Below are 13,679 nucleotides of genomic sequence, written 5' to 3' on the forward strand. Positions count from 1 at the left end.
CCGAGAGGTTTTTATTCTCCGGCTGAACATCTATAATAATAGAAAAAGCAAAGGAGCGAATTTAATGGTTAAAGTACTGTTCGTTTGTCTCGGTAATATTTGCCGATCGCCGATGGCGGAAGCGATTTTTCGGGATAAATTAAAAGAAGAGGGACTTGAGGACAAGATTTTTGTCGATTCAGCAGGAACAGGCAGCTGGCATGTAAATAAACCTCCGCATGAAGGAACGATTAAGGTATTAAAAAAATATCAAATTGATCCGGGACATCTGCGGGGAAGACAAGTCAGCCGAGAAGATTTAACAACATTCGATTACATTATTTCGATGGACGGAAAAAATGCTTCACATCTGCAAAATTTACAAGGAGCGGAACAATCGGCAGCATTATATCAATTGCTCGATTTTGCTTCAAAGCATCAGGGCGATGTTCCTGATCCGTTTTTTACGGGGAATTTTGATGAAGTTTATGACATGATTGCCGATGCTGCGAACGGATTGCTGACATATATAAAAGAGAAGGAACGTATTTGACAAGGTTCGGCTGGTTAACAGCCGAGCTTTTTTGTTATAAATCATCAAAATCTCCCTTTAAGCACGTGTAAATTTTTTAAGTCTTTAAAAAACTTAATTTTAGAAATAAATAATTTTAGTATGTTGGTTATGATAAACCTGCATTGCGTTTAAGCTTGATGATGGAAGGGAATGGAAAGTTGAGATAACTTCGTGGAGGTGCATCAGGTGATGAGCGATTTAGCGCGTTTTATGCAAGCGCGGCAGTGGATGAAAAGCAATGAGAACTTTTTAGTTACGTGGCATGCCCATGTAGGTTATACGATGCACCTTTTCGATGCTTTTAAGTCCAAGCGGACAGTCAGGGATGCAGCTGCAACGTATTTTTTAGACGAAGAGTTGCTGCAGTGCTGGGTGGATGTCGGGTTGGAGATCGGTCATTTAAAAGGTAAGCGCGACGGAAAAATCCGCGCTGTTAAAAGCATGTTGAAATATGCCTCTGCATCGAGCCCTGAATCTGTAGGCATCTTGCTTCGGGAAATGATGGAGCTTCATATTCCGACGCTGCTTGAATACCCGGAACGGATGAAATCCGGGGTCTATCGGACTTACGCCGGCGATGCGTTTGGCGAAGTCGTGGCAGAAACGTCTTCCCTGTTAGAAAAAGCGGCGGTTCCAGCGGTGCTAAAATGTGTAAAAAAACATAAACCGGAATCTGTTTTAGATCTCGGCTGCGGAAGCGGAGGTTACTTAAGTCATATTTATGAAGAGACATCCGGCGTAAAGCTGCAAGGCGTAGAAATTAATGAAGCGGTAGCGAAAAAAGCAGCCCGACGTCTAAATGGCAGGGCGGAAATATTTGTCGGCAGTATTTCTCAATTTATGGAACAAACAAAGCAAACATACAGCATGGTGATGGCTCATAATATTCTTTATTATTATCCGCCTTCGGAACGCACACACTTGCTCAAAGAATTTCATCGTGTTCTGGAGAAAAAAGGGGTCGTGACGATTATAACTCCGCTGATGGGCGCAGCGGCCGGTCAAACCTTCACGACAGCTTTTAACGCATTTATGACAGCTCACACTAACCTTTACCCTATTCCTGTGCAATCGGAATTGATCAAAGACGCGAAAGAAGCAGGTTTGAAAGTGAAGCAAATCGAACCGCTGATTCGTGAAGGGGGTTGGTATTTAATCACCCTGACCAAATAAAATAGAATTTTTTATTATGTTGCAGGAGAAAGCGGTTACAATGGCGAAAATTGTATATTGAAGTAAATTTAAAATACGGGGAGGTATTTTCATGAACTTGGGAGGCTACAAAAACCATGAAGCATGGGTTGATTTGTCCGCCGCAAAAGTTGAGTACCGTGAATTGAATGAGGATGATCTGCGTAAGTACGTAGGTGCTCGGGGACTTGGTGTGAAGTATATGGTTGATCACGGAATATATGATGTCGATCCTTACTCACCGGAGAATATGCTGGCAGTGATGACCGGGCCGCTGACCGGTACGCGGATTCACATGAGCGGACGACTATGTACGGTAACACGCTCGCCGTTAACGAACACGGTTACGGATTCTCACATGGGGGGATGGACAGCGGCAAGGTTGAAATGGGCCGGGTTTGACAATTTGATTTTCACCGGAAAAAGCGACAAACCGGTATACCTTTACGTCGAAGATGGCAGAGCGGAACTTAAAGACGCCTCGCATCTTTGGGGGAAAGGCGTAAAGGATACGATTCGCCACCTAGAAGAAACATACGGCTCAAAAGACACAAGTATTATGACAATCGGTCAAGGCGGCGAAAATAAAGTTAATTTTGCCGGCTGGATGAACGAAGATGACCGCGCTTCAGGCAGAGGCGGAACCGGGGCAGTAGCCGGATCGAAAAACTTAAAAGCGATAGTGATCAAAGGAGCTCAGCGCGGCAACATGCCGGAACCCGCGTTGCCGGATGAATATAAAACAGCTGTGAAAGCCGGATTGAAAGCGATTAACGAAGGAGCATTAACGGCGCCGAATAAAGGCGGGCTGTCTGTTTACGGGACGAACGTGCTGATGAATATTATCAATGAGTCGGGCGCGTTGCCGACAAACAATTCCTCATCGACGTTTTCTGAACATGCCGAAGCTGTCAGCGGGGAAACCGTGCGCGAAGAAATTCTCGTCAGCGAACCGACATGCCATGCCTGCCCTGTCGCCTGTAAAAAAGAAGTTGAAGTATCTGAAGGCAAGTATAAAGTCAAAATGGAAAGCTTTGAATTTGAATCTGCTTGGGCGCTCGGTCCAAATTGCGGAACAGGCAACAAAGAAGCGGTTGCTTACATGATTGATCGCTGTAATGATTTCGGCATCGATACGATTGAATTAGGCCATACGTTCAGTGTCACGATGGAAGCGTATGAAAAAGGGATGATTGATGAAGGCATTCCGTGGGGAGACGTCGACACGATGATCGAATGGATTGAAAAAGTCGCTTTTCGTCAAGGATTAGGCGACGTACTTGCGGACGGACCCGGGCGAGCGGCAGCGAAATTCGGTAATGAAGGGATTGCGATGGTCGTGAAAAACCAGGGTATTCCAGCGTACGATCCCCGGGGGATTCAAGGGATCGGGCTCGGCTATGCGACAAGCAACCGCGGCGCCTGTCATTTGCGGGGTTATACCGTGTCGGCTGAAATTGCCGGAATTCCAGAACCGGTCGACCGCCTGGAAGTGAAAGGCAAAGGGGAGCTGCTAAAAGTGTTTCAAGATTTACATGCTTTTTCTGATTCGTTAGATCTCTGCAAATTCTCGGCGTTCTCTGAAAGCGCGGACTTATATGCAGAGCAATATACATCGGTCGTCGGGATCAGGCTGACCGGTGATGACATCATGGAAATCGGCGAACGCGTTTATAACTTGGAACGTTACTTTAACAACAAAGCCGGTTTTGATGTGAAAGATGACCAGCTTCCGGACCGGTTCCTTAAAGAGGGCGCTACAGGCAATTCTGAAGGATCTGTCTCGCACTTAGAGGAAATGCTCAATGAATACTACAATGCGCGGGGATGGAAAGACGGCGTCGTCACTGAAGAAAAATTAAAACAAATGCAAATCTGACTTTGCTGTAAAAATCAAGCGTAAAAAGTTAAATTAACGAAAGAGATTCCGGTTATCGCCAAGGATAACTGGAATCTTATTTATATTCCTATCTTAACGCTATCCGCCAGCGCGAAATGTTTTCAGACGAATCGCTTTAATCACGTCATCAAGCACAGCTTGATCGTTAGCGAAAATCGTAAAATGGACAACAGGAATATCTGAATGCATAAAGGTAAACGATTCTTCCGGCAAGAGATCAACATACCAATGTTTACTTTCAACTGATGACCGGCCGTGAGCCGATACCGATTTGCTGCCGCTGATCTGTTCAAAGTAAGTTATGATTTCATCTAAACGAATCCCGCGGATTTCCATGGTTTTAGTATGGGAATAATTCATCTCAGCCTCCGGCTACAGGCGGGAACAGCGCCAGTTCATCTTGAGGATAAACGACGGTATCAAGCCCGTCCAGATGGATAACGTTCTTGCCGTTTACAAACACATGAACGTGCTGTCTAATTGTCCGGCCATTTTCGAATAATTCTTCCTCCATTTCCGGGAAACGGGCAATTAAATCTTCTAAAATAACTCCAATTGTCTCGTTTTCTTCATAAGCAACGTTGACAGTTTTGCCGCCGCATATATCGCGGAAATTTGCGAAAACTTTCATTGTTTTCAAGAAAATCACCATCCTTTAGTCTATTATGCTTGTATTTTCCAAGGAGCGCAATCATATGACATACAGTAAAAGTAAGAAGGATCAACACGTGAGCGAATGATTGGCTGTACAATATTTGTTTATGTATTATACAGTAAGGGTAAATAGTTTTTGAGAGAATCAGTCAATTGTTAGGGGATGAAGGATGATGAAAAACGGACGGATCGCAATTATTGGTGCAGGGCCGGGCGGGCTTGCAGCTGCAATGATATTAGCAGCAAGAGGAATGGATGTAACAATTTATGAAAAACAGCCGTATGTCGGCGGGCGCACTTCCTCATTTACAGATAAAGGATTTACTTTTGATCTCGGTCCGACGTTTTTCAGTATGCCTTATATATTAGAAGAAATCTTTGATTCTGCCGGGAGAAACTTGCACGATTATGTTACCCTTCATGAAATCGCGCCGATGTACACATTGAAGTTTGATGATATGACAATTCAAGCTTCACGGGAACCGGAAAAGATGAAAGCAGAAATTGCCCGGTTATTTCCCGGAAACGAACATAACTACGACCGGTTTATGAGCGATACGAGACGAAAAATGAGAGCGTTGACGCCAATTTTACAGACCCCGTTTCCATCTTTGCTCGATTATATGCGTCCGCGAACGCTGCGGGTGCTTCCTGAGCTTGAACTCGGCAAAACGCTGTATGATGTTTTATCGAATTATTTCGACGATGACCGGCTGAAACTTTCTTTTACGTTCCAATCGAAATATTTAGGAATGTCGCCGTGGGAATGCCCGGGTGCTTTCAGCATTCTTTCATTTATGGAACATGAGTGGGGAATTTATCACCCTGCCGGAGGATTGAATCAATTAACGAAAGCGATGGCCGCTGTCGTTGAAGAATATGGCGGGACGATTCATTTAAATACGGGAGTTAAGCAATTTCTCCTTGATGAAAAACGGCGTGTAAAAGGGATTGAACTGGACAGCGGAGAAACGGTCGATACGGAGCATGTCATTATGAATGCAGATTTTGCAGATGGCATAAGTAAAATGATCCCCGACGCTGCGAGAAAAAAATACCGCGATGCCGATTTGGCGAAAAAGAAATACTCCTGTTCCACCTTTATGATTTACGCCGGACTGAGTGAACGGATTCCGCTTGATCATCATACGATTTTGTTTGCGGAAGACTATAAAAAAAATGTTGAAGAGATTTCAGATCACCTTATTCTATCTGATGACCCGTCTATCTATGTTCAGCACGCTTCAGCGACAGATGAGTCGGTAGCACCGGAAGGGAAGTCAGCTTTATATATCCTCGCCCCGGTCCCGAACAACTTCAGCGGGATTGATTGGGAACGTGAAAAAGAAACGTTTCGTCAATTAATCTGGAAACAAGTTGCAGCAAAAGCCGGCATTGATAAGATTGAAGAACTGATTGAAACGGAAACGGTTTTGACACCGGCCGATTGGCAACAGCAAAAACACGTTTTTCAAGGTGCGACATTTAATCTTGCGCACAATCTTCGTCAAATGATGTATTTCCGCCCTCATAATCAATATGAAGATGTCGACGGCCTCTGGCTTGTCGGCGGCGGGACACACCCGGGGAGCGGTTTGCCGACTATTTTCGAATCAGGCCGGATAACGGCGAATTTGCTGACAGACAGTTATAAGAAGACGGCGCGCAAGGAGGAGGCATAATGAAGACGGCTGTTATCGGCGGCGGCATCGGGGGAATGATTACCGCGCTTTACTTAGAGCAGCGAGGAGACGATGTGACGATATATGACGACAAAAGCCGCTTAGGCGGAAGGCTCGGCTTCGCTGAACACGAAAATTTTAAAATCGATATCGGCCCGACGATCGTGCTGTTGCCAGATATGATTGAAACAGTGTTAAATGATGTCGGGATCGACCCTGGCAAACTCAAAATGGAAAGAATTGATCCGGTTTACCCGCTCCATTTTCGGGATGGAACGACAATAACAAAATGGAGCGAGCCGAATAAACAGAAAGAAGAAATAGAGAGGCTTTTTCCCGGGGAAGGGAAAAATTTTACGAAATATATGGAAGATATGAATGAACGATTCACTGAGGGCAAGAAAGCGTTTCTCGATAAATCCTTTGTGAGAAAACGCGCCTTTTGGACTAAAAATAACCTCCGTACTTTATATAAACTGCGGGCTTACCGCACTGTTGAACAGCAGGCGAAAAAATACTTCGACGAACAAAAGCTTCAAGAAGCTTTTTCGTTGCAGACTCTTTATATCGGGGGCTCGCCTGCATCGACACCTGCAATGTACTCATTGGTGCCCTTCAGCGAACATCAGCACGGGATTTGGTATATTCACGGGGGGTACGGGCGGTTAGCTGAGCTTCTCGCTGAAACGTTAACGTACCGAAATATTACTATTCAGCTCGAGACAAAAGTTCAAAATATCGAAATGGATGAGCAATTAAAGCGGGCGAAATCATTGGTCACAGATCGCGGCAGAGAAGTGTTTGACCGTTTCGTATTAAACGGCGATTTTCCTGTTGCAGAAAAGCTTGTCAAAGAAAAGCCGTCGAGGTCTTATGAGCCGTCAAGCGGCTGTTTGCTGATGTTTTTTGGTTTGAATGGAGTACTTCCGACAGATCATGTTCATCAATTTTTTATGGGCGATGAACTGCAAGAGCAAATGAACGATATTTTTCACCGCCGTGTTCTGCCTAAAGACCCTTCGTTTTATGTGTTTAATCCATCATTAATTGATGATACGTTAGCTCCGAAAGGTCAATCTTCTGTGTATATTTTAGTGCCGGTTCCTGCAGCCTGCTATAACATTTCGCGCAGTGAATACTTGCAATTAGCGGAAAAAATTATCGGAGAAGTGACCGAACGTGTCGACCCCGAATTTCGGGAAAAAATTGTTTGGCAGGAAACACGCACCCCGCTTGAAGCTGAAAACGAGGGGATGTTTGCCGGAGGAAGTTTCGGTTTGGCGCCGACACTGCTGCAATCAGGAGTATTTCGTCCGCAAGTAAAGCCCTATGAATATGAAAATATTTATGCAGTCGGGGCATCTGTTCATCCGGGGGGCGGAATTCCGATTGTTATGCACGGCGCAAAACTTTTAGCCGAGTGGATTAACGAAGAAGAAAAATACAATACAGGTGTTGGGCAGAAAAATGAGGTGAAATTATGAACATAAACGAAGCTTACGCCCAGTGTAAAGAAATTATTGATCATCATTCAAAAACTTTTTCGCGTGCTTTTCAACATTTGCCTCAAATGAAACGCAGGGGAGTTTGGGCTGTTTATGCTTTTTGCCGAACGGCAGATGATATAGTTGATGAAGGCGAAAATGCTGAAGAAGAACTGGCTTTTTTCCGCGAGCAGTTAACGCGCTTTAAAAAAGGAGAACGCCCAGCAAACACGGCGCTGTGGATCGCTTTGGAAGATACATTTACCAGATTCGATTTCTCATTCCAACCCTTCTTTGACATGCTCGACGGACAGCACATGGACTTAACGAAGACGCGGTATCACACAATCGAAGAGGTATTTTATTATTCTTACCATGTGGCGGGCACCGTCGGTTTAATGCTTTTACCGATCTTGGCACCCGGGCGAGAAAAAGAACTCTATAACAGCGCTGTTCACCTTGGCTATGCGATGCAGATCACAAACATTTTGAGAGATATCGGCGAGGACGCCGGGCGAGGCAGAATTTACATACCGGAAGAGCGCATGAGTAAACATGGCTATTCCGAAGAACAGCTTCAGCAAGGCTTAGTAAATCAGTCATTTATCAATCTATGGGAAGAAATGGCACGAGAAGCGGAACAAGAGTATGAAAAGGGACTCGCTTATATTGAAAACTATCCGCGAAATGCGCGAATACCGGTAAAAGCGGCAGCGCTCTTTTACCGCGAAATATTACAGGTGGTACGCAAAGAAAACTACAATGTGTTTCAACGGCGCGTATTCGTTTCTGTGGAAGAAAAACAGCAATTATTCCATTCACTTATCGAAACATAAGGCTCAGACTGTTTAAAAAAGTCACGACATCGATAGATGTTAGCTTGTTTAAAGATCGGATGACGACGCATCGTCCGGCTTATTCCCTGCGGGCGAGCGCCGAGCCGCTTCGGGCTGACGCCCTGCAGGGTCTCGTCTATCTCGCTATCCCGCAGGAGAAAGCCGGGATGCTGGGTCATCCTCTTTTTTGAAGCGAGTTTATTGATAAAAAAGAAGCCATGCATCCACTCCTCCGACGCCTCCGGGAAAGCAAGAGACGAAGATCCGGATTCGGCGGTCTAAGACCGCCGAATGCTAGCTGAGTCCTTGCCCGGGGCAAGCGGAGGGTAGTGGATTCATGGCTGACATAAAAATATAGTTTGTCTACAGCCTGAGAACCTCTGAATAATCAGAGGTTCTTTTTTGCTAAATTGATCATTTGATCGGCTGCGTTTAGGCCGCTGATCACGACCATCGGTGATCCTCCGCCAGGGTGTGTACTGCCGCCGGCAAAAAATAAATTGCCGACTTCTTGTGATCGGTTGAACGGTCGGAGAAACGTATCTTTGCGTTTATTTGATGCCCCTCCGTATAAAGCTCCCCGGTAAGCGTGAAATGATGCCGCGATGGTTTTCGGATCGACTGTTTGCGATTCAATCAGGTTTTGGCGAATCGGCAGACCTTTCGCCTCCAGCTGATTGAACAGCTGCTCCTGGACTTTATCGGCCTCTAGGGCAGATTTGCCGTCATGAGACAGCGGCGGGGCATTGACAAGGATGAATAAATTATCGCCATCGGGAGATCGCTCAGTTTCTGTTTTGCTGGACGTGCAGATGTAGACCGTCGGATCTTTGCCGTATTTGCCGCGTTCAAAAATATCTGCAAATTCTTCTTTAGAACGGTCACTGAAAAAGACGTGATGATGATGCAGATCAAGACGGCGGTTCAGTGCAGCCATGGTAACGAAAGCTGATACGGAAGGTTCAGGAAGCTTTTTTTTAGACGGAGCGCGCAGGTCTTTAAGCAATCTCGGCACTTGTGTAATCAGATCGCCGTTTAATAACACAGCATCTGCCGGATAACTAGCGCCTGATGAAGTGACGACGTGCGTTGCCGTTTGGTTGTGAGTCTCAATTTTTTCTGCTTCCGTGTCTGTATATACCGTTGCCCCTAAATCGATTGCGGCCTGGTAAAATCCCTCGGCAATTTTCCTGTTGCCGCCTAATGTATAATAAACGCCGTCATTCATTTCAAGGTGACCGATCAGACCAAATGTTGCCGGAGCATGGAAAGGAGATGAACCGATATAAGTGGCATAGCGGTTGAAAGCGCGAATAATACGTTCATCTTTGAAATATTTACGGTGAAAACGGTCTAAAGATTCAAAGGGACGTGCACGCATCATCGCAAATCCGAGCGGCGGGTTCAGATAATCCCGCCACGATGAAAAAGTGCGGTGAAAAAAGTGCTTGTCGGCCAATTCGTAAAGTGACTGAACGTCTTTTAAATACGCCGGATAACGTTGAGCAGACTTTTCGTCAATCTGCCGGAGATTTTCTGTCATTTCGTCTGGATCGGAAGACATCATAAGCGTTGAACCGTCAGAGAATTGATTTTTGGTATGCCGTGTCAGTTTGATCATTGTAAAATAACGGTCGGGATTTAAACCCGCCTCAGATAAAACCGATTTAAAAACGTGCGGCATCGTAATCGTATTCGGACCAAAATCAAATGAATGCGTTCCGAGCTTTCGCTCATGCAGTTTTCCCCCGGCTGTCGGCCGCTTTTCCAGCACGGTCGTCTCGATCCCTTGAGATTGCAAACGTATAGCTGCAGCAAGTCCCCCGAGACCGGCACCGATAATGACAACTTTTTTAATCTGATTCATTGATATGAACGCCCCTTCCAGCTGAACCCGCGTTTTGAACGGTCTAAATAAGCAGAATAGAATAACAGTGCGATTAATAGTGCAAATGAAACAGGTGTGAACAGAGCAAGCCATTTTTTTTGTCCGGTTATAAGATCGACAGAAAATTTCATCAGCACGCTCAAAACGAATGGTGCGGCGTAAATCGCTTGTCCGGAAACGAGGCTGACGGGCAAGAGCAAGATCGGAAAGACGAAGAAAAGAAAGTAAAAAATAACGAGTGCTGCTCCAAGCGTCATTCGCCTGCCGATGCCGGGAAAGCTGTTTTTCGAAAATCCGTTCCATACATCCCGGTCATTATCGTACATGTAGCAATCGACTGTTTTAGTCGGATTCGTAAGCCGTGAATACCAGCCGGCTTTTTTGATGTTCCGCGTCAAATGAACATCTTCGACTAACGAGTGTTTAACAGCTTCATGGCCTCCCGCCGCCCGATAAGCTTCAGCACGAAACATCATAAAAGCGCCGTGAGAAGCTGAAGCGGCCGGCCATTTTGTCCAGTTGGCGAACGGGATCGGCAAATGCATGAAAATAATCATGTGCTGCAGCGGGACGATAAAGTGTGCGAGTATTCCTTTCAACGGATAATGAGGAAAGCCGCTGATAAGACCGGCAGTTTTCTTCATATGAGACAGCGCTTGTTCAATCAGATCCGGCGTAAAACGAACGTCGGCATCCAAAAAGAGAAAAAACTCGCCCTTTGCGTGCTCGCTTAATTGCTTGCACGCATGCACTTTTCCTACCCAGCCGTCAGGTAAATCAGCACCGTTGATAACTGTGAACCGTCGATCGCTGTCAATCGTTTCGAAGAGCAATTCATTTGTTCGATCTGTCGAATGGTCATCTAGAATGATGCATTCAACATTCGGGTATGTGAGTGCTTTGCAAGAAGCGATGCACCCCGCAACATTCTGTGCTTCATTGCGCATGGGAATCAAGACCGAAACGGCGGGGGTTTCTTCGATTGCCAAAACAGGCCGGTCAAGGCGGGGGAGGAGCAGGCCGTTAATAATGATCCATAATAACAGTATAAGCTGTACAGAAACAAACAGAGTCATTGCACTCCCCCCCGGCTCAGCATCTTTTTCATTTTTTCGAATCGCTCGGCAACTCCTGCCCGTCCGCTCAGTACCGGTTCAAATAACGGATCATTCGGGCCGCTTAAAATACGTTCTCTCAATGTATCAACCGTTTTTTCGAGTCCGCTTTCTAACACGGCTGTCTTTTCCTTAAGTTTCAGCTTTTCATGAAAGACGATCGGATCATCGATATGAATAAACCAATCCGGCTTTTGATGATGGAAAAGACCGTGATAAAATCCGATTGGAATAACGGGTGTGGCAGGCAGCTTGTCTAAGAGATAAGAGGTGCCGTCATAAAAATGAACAGGCCGCTGCTCAAGCGGTGTTTCATCGCCTTGAGGAAAAATAAAGACGTGTTTACCCGTCTGCAATTCTTCTGCAGCATATTGAAGCGAAGCAACTATTTTTTTCGGCGAGGATGAATCAATCGAAAACGCTCCGAGTTTACGAAAGAAAGGGAAGCGCTGAAGACCGTCTTCACTCATCATGGCTCTGCCGTTAAGTTGAAGAACGTTTTGATTTAAATAGAAAAGAATAATCGCATCCCACCAAGATGAATGATTGATAATGTAAATCGCCGGAATATCCGGAGGGGGGCGATAACTGTCGGTTGTAATAGCAATGCGGCGAAAATGCTTTTGCAACAAAAATTTTGTGTAAAAGCAAAACAGCTTCTCAAAATACGGGTTAGGCGCTGCCTTTATCATTTACGTCCGCCTTTCATGATATAATAAATGCCGTAGTAAACAGCTGTTAACGAAAGGGATAAGACAGGTGCTAACATGAGACCGTGTGCGAATGCGACAATAATAAACATGCCGTTCATCATTCCGAAAAGCCAGATCATTCGGTTTTTCCACGGACGTGAGCGTCGGTTCGTCCAAGACGTTCCCCGCGAAAAAAGGGCATAAAGCACTAAGTGAAGAATAAAGGAAAGTATAAACCAACCGAGAAAGTTCGAAAAAGGTATGCCGTAATACAAACCGCTCTCATGCCATACCCAATACTGTTTGACTTCATAGGCGACCGGATCGATAATTAAATCGAGTGATACAGCAATAATCGCTCCGTATAAGGCATAGACGAGTCCGGGCAATTTCGGTACGATAGATATGATTCCTGAGGCCATAACGTGAGACACAGCCATAACCATCACCCAGGCAAAGCCGATTGTAATCGGTACACCGGCAACTTTAGGACCGAAATCGCCTAAGTATGTATATTCTCCGAAGAACAGACCAGTGTGCACACCGAAGCTTTCGATTGCCATTGAAAGAATGAAAATGACAGCGATAGCAAAGATTCCGGACAATTTCGAGCTGCTTCTGTAAAAAAACAACATGGAAACAACCCCAGAAGTAATTAAAAACACAACGTTTGCCCATTCAAGCCACGGCGGAACAAGGCTGAAAGAGAGTAGGAAAACGCCGATGACATACCATATTGTAAAAAACTGAAAAATACGTCGGTCGAAATTCGTTTCCATGTCCGGCACCTCCTGTAATGTATAGTTAAATTATAGCTGAGGAACAAATATTGTACAAGTTCAGGTTGATTTCTGGTAAGAAGGGAATGATCATATTGTCATTAACACAGCGTCATACAGTTGTTACCGGAGGCGCCCATGGTATTGGCGCCGCTGTTGCAGAAGCTTTTGCGTCCGCCGGTGATAGAGTTACGATTCTTGATATCTCCAATGCCGGGCGTTCTGCAGCTGAACGGATCGACCGCGGCTCCGGTCTTTGTGGATTTCAGCAAGTTGATATTGCTGATCCCGGGGCAGTGCAGCAATATTTTCATCATTTGGCTGATCAAGAAGAACAAGTAGATGTGCTCATTAATAACGCCGGACTCTCATCATTTTCCCCGTTGGAAGCAACTTCTGTCGATGATTGGGACCGTATTATGAATACGAATGTGCGCGGAGCATTTATTTGTATACAGCAAGCTGCTAAAATTATGCCTTCCGGAAGTTCGATCGTAAACATTGCTTCAACGCGCGGGCTGATGAGTGAAGCCGGCAATGAAGCGTATGCAGCGTCAAAGGGAGCGCTATTGGCGCTCACTCACGCTGCGGCGAACAGTCTGGCCGAGAAAAATATCCGCGTGAACGCTGTCAGTCCGGGCTGGATTCATACAGGGAGTGAAGAAGAACTGCGGCAGATTGATCATGCGCAGCATTTGTCCGGCCGCGTCGGTAAACCTCAAGACGTTGCGCGGGCTTGCTTGTTTCTGTCTCAAAAAGATAATGATTTTATTAATGGAGAGAATATCGTTATTGATGGAGGGATGACAAAGAAAATGATCTACGAGCATTAATGTGCGCTGTGATGTATAATGTACTTTGAGTTTTATTGAACAGCTTAAACCGCTTAACAAGACTAAAAGGAG

At 45.4% G+C, this 13,679-nt stretch carries 14 protein-coding genes; 8 read left to right on the forward strand and 6 right to left on the reverse strand.

The window, feature by feature from the left end; genetic code table 11:
• Positions 1–64 precede the first annotated feature (64 nt).
• The 3 genes from EDD67_RS04805 to EDD67_RS04815 all read left to right on the forward strand — a co-directional run bounded on the left by EDD67_RS04805 (position 65) and on the right by EDD67_RS04815 (position 3,623).
• The gene (locus EDD67_RS04805; protein WP_121438899.1) at positions 65–532 is read left to right on the forward strand and encodes a low molecular weight protein-tyrosine-phosphatase; all 468 of its coding nucleotides are present in this window, start codon (positions 65–67) and stop codon (positions 530–532) included.
• A gap of 210 nt (positions 533–742) precedes the next feature.
• A complete protein-coding gene (locus EDD67_RS04810) occupies positions 743–1,726 on the forward strand; it encodes a class I SAM-dependent methyltransferase (RefSeq protein WP_123875802.1) in 984 nt (327 codons plus the stop codon).
• A gap of 91 nt (positions 1,727–1,817) precedes the next feature.
• On the forward strand, positions 1,818–3,623 hold the full coding sequence (locus tag EDD67_RS04815) for an aldehyde ferredoxin oxidoreductase family protein (RefSeq protein WP_121438897.1): 1,806 nt from the start codon (positions 1,818–1,820) through the stop codon (positions 3,621–3,623).
• A 99-nt stretch (positions 3,624–3,722) separates the two neighbouring features.
• Here EDD67_RS04815 and EDD67_RS04820 read toward each other — a convergent pair whose 3' ends face one another.
• Together EDD67_RS04820 and EDD67_RS04825 are read right to left on the reverse strand one after the other, a co-directional pair.
• Positions 3,723–4,004 (reverse strand): MoaD-like domain-containing protein, encoded by a 282-nt coding sequence (locus tag EDD67_RS04820; RefSeq protein WP_121438896.1) that lies wholly within the window; start codon positions 4,002–4,004, stop codon positions 3,723–3,725.
• A gap of 1 nt (position 4,005) precedes the next feature.
• Complete coding sequence (locus EDD67_RS04825) at positions 4,006–4,275, reverse strand: ubiquitin-like small modifier protein 1 (protein WP_242005936.1); 270 nt, start codon at positions 4,273–4,275, stop codon at positions 4,006–4,008.
• Between the two features lie 193 nt (positions 4,276–4,468).
• Here EDD67_RS04825 and EDD67_RS04830 point away from each other — a divergent pair, with 193 nt between their 5' ends.
• From EDD67_RS04830 to EDD67_RS13830, 4 genes are read left to right on the forward strand one after another with little or no spacing between them, the layout of a single operon-like run.
• On the forward strand, positions 4,469–5,980 hold the full coding sequence (locus EDD67_RS04830; protein WP_342353451.1) for a phytoene desaturase family protein: 1,512 nt from the start codon (positions 4,469–4,471) through the stop codon (positions 5,978–5,980).
• Complete coding sequence (locus EDD67_RS04835; protein WP_121438895.1) at positions 5,980–7,464, forward strand: phytoene desaturase family protein; 1,485 nt, start codon at positions 5,980–5,982, stop codon at positions 7,462–7,464. The genes EDD67_RS04830 and EDD67_RS04835 overlap by 1 nt, the downstream gene beginning before the upstream one ends.
• Complete coding sequence (locus EDD67_RS04840) at positions 7,461–8,300, forward strand: phytoene/squalene synthase family protein (RefSeq protein ID WP_307723719.1); 840 nt, start codon at positions 7,461–7,463, stop codon at positions 8,298–8,300. The genes EDD67_RS04835 and EDD67_RS04840 overlap by 4 nt, the downstream gene beginning before the upstream one ends.
• Before the next feature lie 44 nt (positions 8,301–8,344).
• A complete protein-coding gene (locus EDD67_RS13830; RefSeq protein ID WP_154718737.1) occupies positions 8,345–8,491 on the forward strand; it encodes a hypothetical protein in 147 nt (48 codons plus the stop codon).
• A gap of 197 nt (positions 8,492–8,688) precedes the next feature.
• On the opposite strand, the gene EDD67_RS04845 is transcribed toward EDD67_RS13830, so the two are convergent.
• The 4 genes from EDD67_RS04845 to EDD67_RS04860 are packed head-to-tail and all read right to left on the reverse strand — an operon-like array spanning position 8,689 to position 12,774.
• Positions 8,689–10,167 (reverse strand): phytoene desaturase family protein, encoded by a 1,479-nt coding sequence (locus tag EDD67_RS04845; RefSeq protein ID WP_121438893.1) that lies wholly within the window; start codon positions 10,165–10,167, stop codon positions 8,689–8,691.
• Positions 10,164–11,264, reverse strand: coding sequence for a glycosyltransferase family 2 protein (locus EDD67_RS04850; protein WP_121438892.1), 1,101 nt, complete (start codon positions 11,262–11,264; stop codon positions 10,164–10,166). Before EDD67_RS04850 ends, EDD67_RS04845 begins: the two co-directional genes overlap by 4 nt.
• Entirely contained in the window at positions 11,261–11,995 is a 735-nt protein-coding gene (locus tag EDD67_RS04855; protein ID WP_121438891.1) for a lysophospholipid acyltransferase family protein, read from the reverse strand. Before EDD67_RS04855 ends, EDD67_RS04850 begins: the two co-directional genes overlap by 4 nt.
• Entirely contained in the window at positions 11,992–12,774 is a 783-nt protein-coding gene (locus tag EDD67_RS04860) for a carotenoid biosynthesis protein (RefSeq protein WP_121438890.1), read from the reverse strand. The genes EDD67_RS04855 and EDD67_RS04860 overlap by 4 nt, the downstream gene beginning before the upstream one ends.
• Positions 12,775–12,860: 86 nt before the next feature.
• Between EDD67_RS04860 and EDD67_RS04865 the strand changes: the two genes are divergently transcribed.
• Complete coding sequence (locus EDD67_RS04865) at positions 12,861–13,607, forward strand: SDR family NAD(P)-dependent oxidoreductase (RefSeq protein WP_121438889.1); 747 nt, start codon at positions 12,861–12,863, stop codon at positions 13,605–13,607.
• Positions 13,608–13,679: the final 72 nt, after the last annotated feature.

Origin of the sequence: Salisediminibacterium halotolerans (assembly GCF_003814815.1) — a bacterium.
GTDB lineage: Bacteria > Bacillota > Bacilli > Bacillales > Salisediminibacteriaceae > Salisediminibacterium > Salisediminibacterium halotolerans.

Excerpts from the sequence above, each read along its gene's own strand:
- EDD67_RS04805 (WP_121438899.1), top strand. The coding sequence starts at position 65 with ATGGTTAAAGTACTGTTCGTTTGTCTCGGTAATATTTGCCGATCGCCG.
- EDD67_RS04810 (WP_123875802.1), top strand. The coding sequence starts at position 743 with ATGAGCGATTTAGCGCGTTTTATGCAAGCGCGGCAGTGGATGAAAAGC.
- EDD67_RS04815 (WP_121438897.1), top strand. The coding sequence starts at position 1,818 with ATGAACTTGGGAGGCTACAAAAACCATGAAGCATGGGTTGATTTGTCC.
- EDD67_RS04820 (WP_121438896.1), bottom strand. The coding sequence starts at position 4,004 with ATGAATTATTCCCATACTAAAACCATGGAAATCCGCGGGATTCGTTTA.
- EDD67_RS04825 (WP_242005936.1), bottom strand. The coding sequence starts at position 4,275 with ATGAAAGTTTTCGCAAATTTCCGCGATATATGCGGCGGCAAAACTGTC.
- EDD67_RS04830 (WP_342353451.1), top strand. The coding sequence starts at position 4,469 with ATGATGAAAAACGGACGGATCGCAATTATTGGTGCAGGGCCGGGCGGG.
- EDD67_RS04835 (WP_121438895.1), top strand. The coding sequence starts at position 5,980 with ATGAAGACGGCTGTTATCGGCGGCGGCATCGGGGGAATGATTACCGCG.
- EDD67_RS04840 (WP_307723719.1), top strand. The coding sequence starts at position 7,461 with ATGAACATAAACGAAGCTTACGCCCAGTGTAAAGAAATTATTGATCAT.
- EDD67_RS04845 (WP_121438893.1), bottom strand. The coding sequence starts at position 10,167 with ATGAATCAGATTAAAAAAGTTGTCATTATCGGTGCCGGTCTCGGGGGA.
- EDD67_RS04850 (WP_121438892.1), bottom strand. The coding sequence starts at position 11,264 with ATGACTCTGTTTGTTTCTGTACAGCTTATACTGTTATTATGGATCATT.
- EDD67_RS04855 (WP_121438891.1), bottom strand. The coding sequence starts at position 11,995 with ATGATAAAGGCAGCGCCTAACCCGTATTTTGAGAAGCTGTTTTGCTTT.
- EDD67_RS04860 (WP_121438890.1), bottom strand. The coding sequence starts at position 12,774 with ATGGAAACGAATTTCGACCGACGTATTTTTCAGTTTTTTACAATATGG.
- EDD67_RS04865 (WP_121438889.1), top strand. The coding sequence starts at position 12,861 with ATGATCATATTGTCATTAACACAGCGTCATACAGTTGTTACCGGAGGC.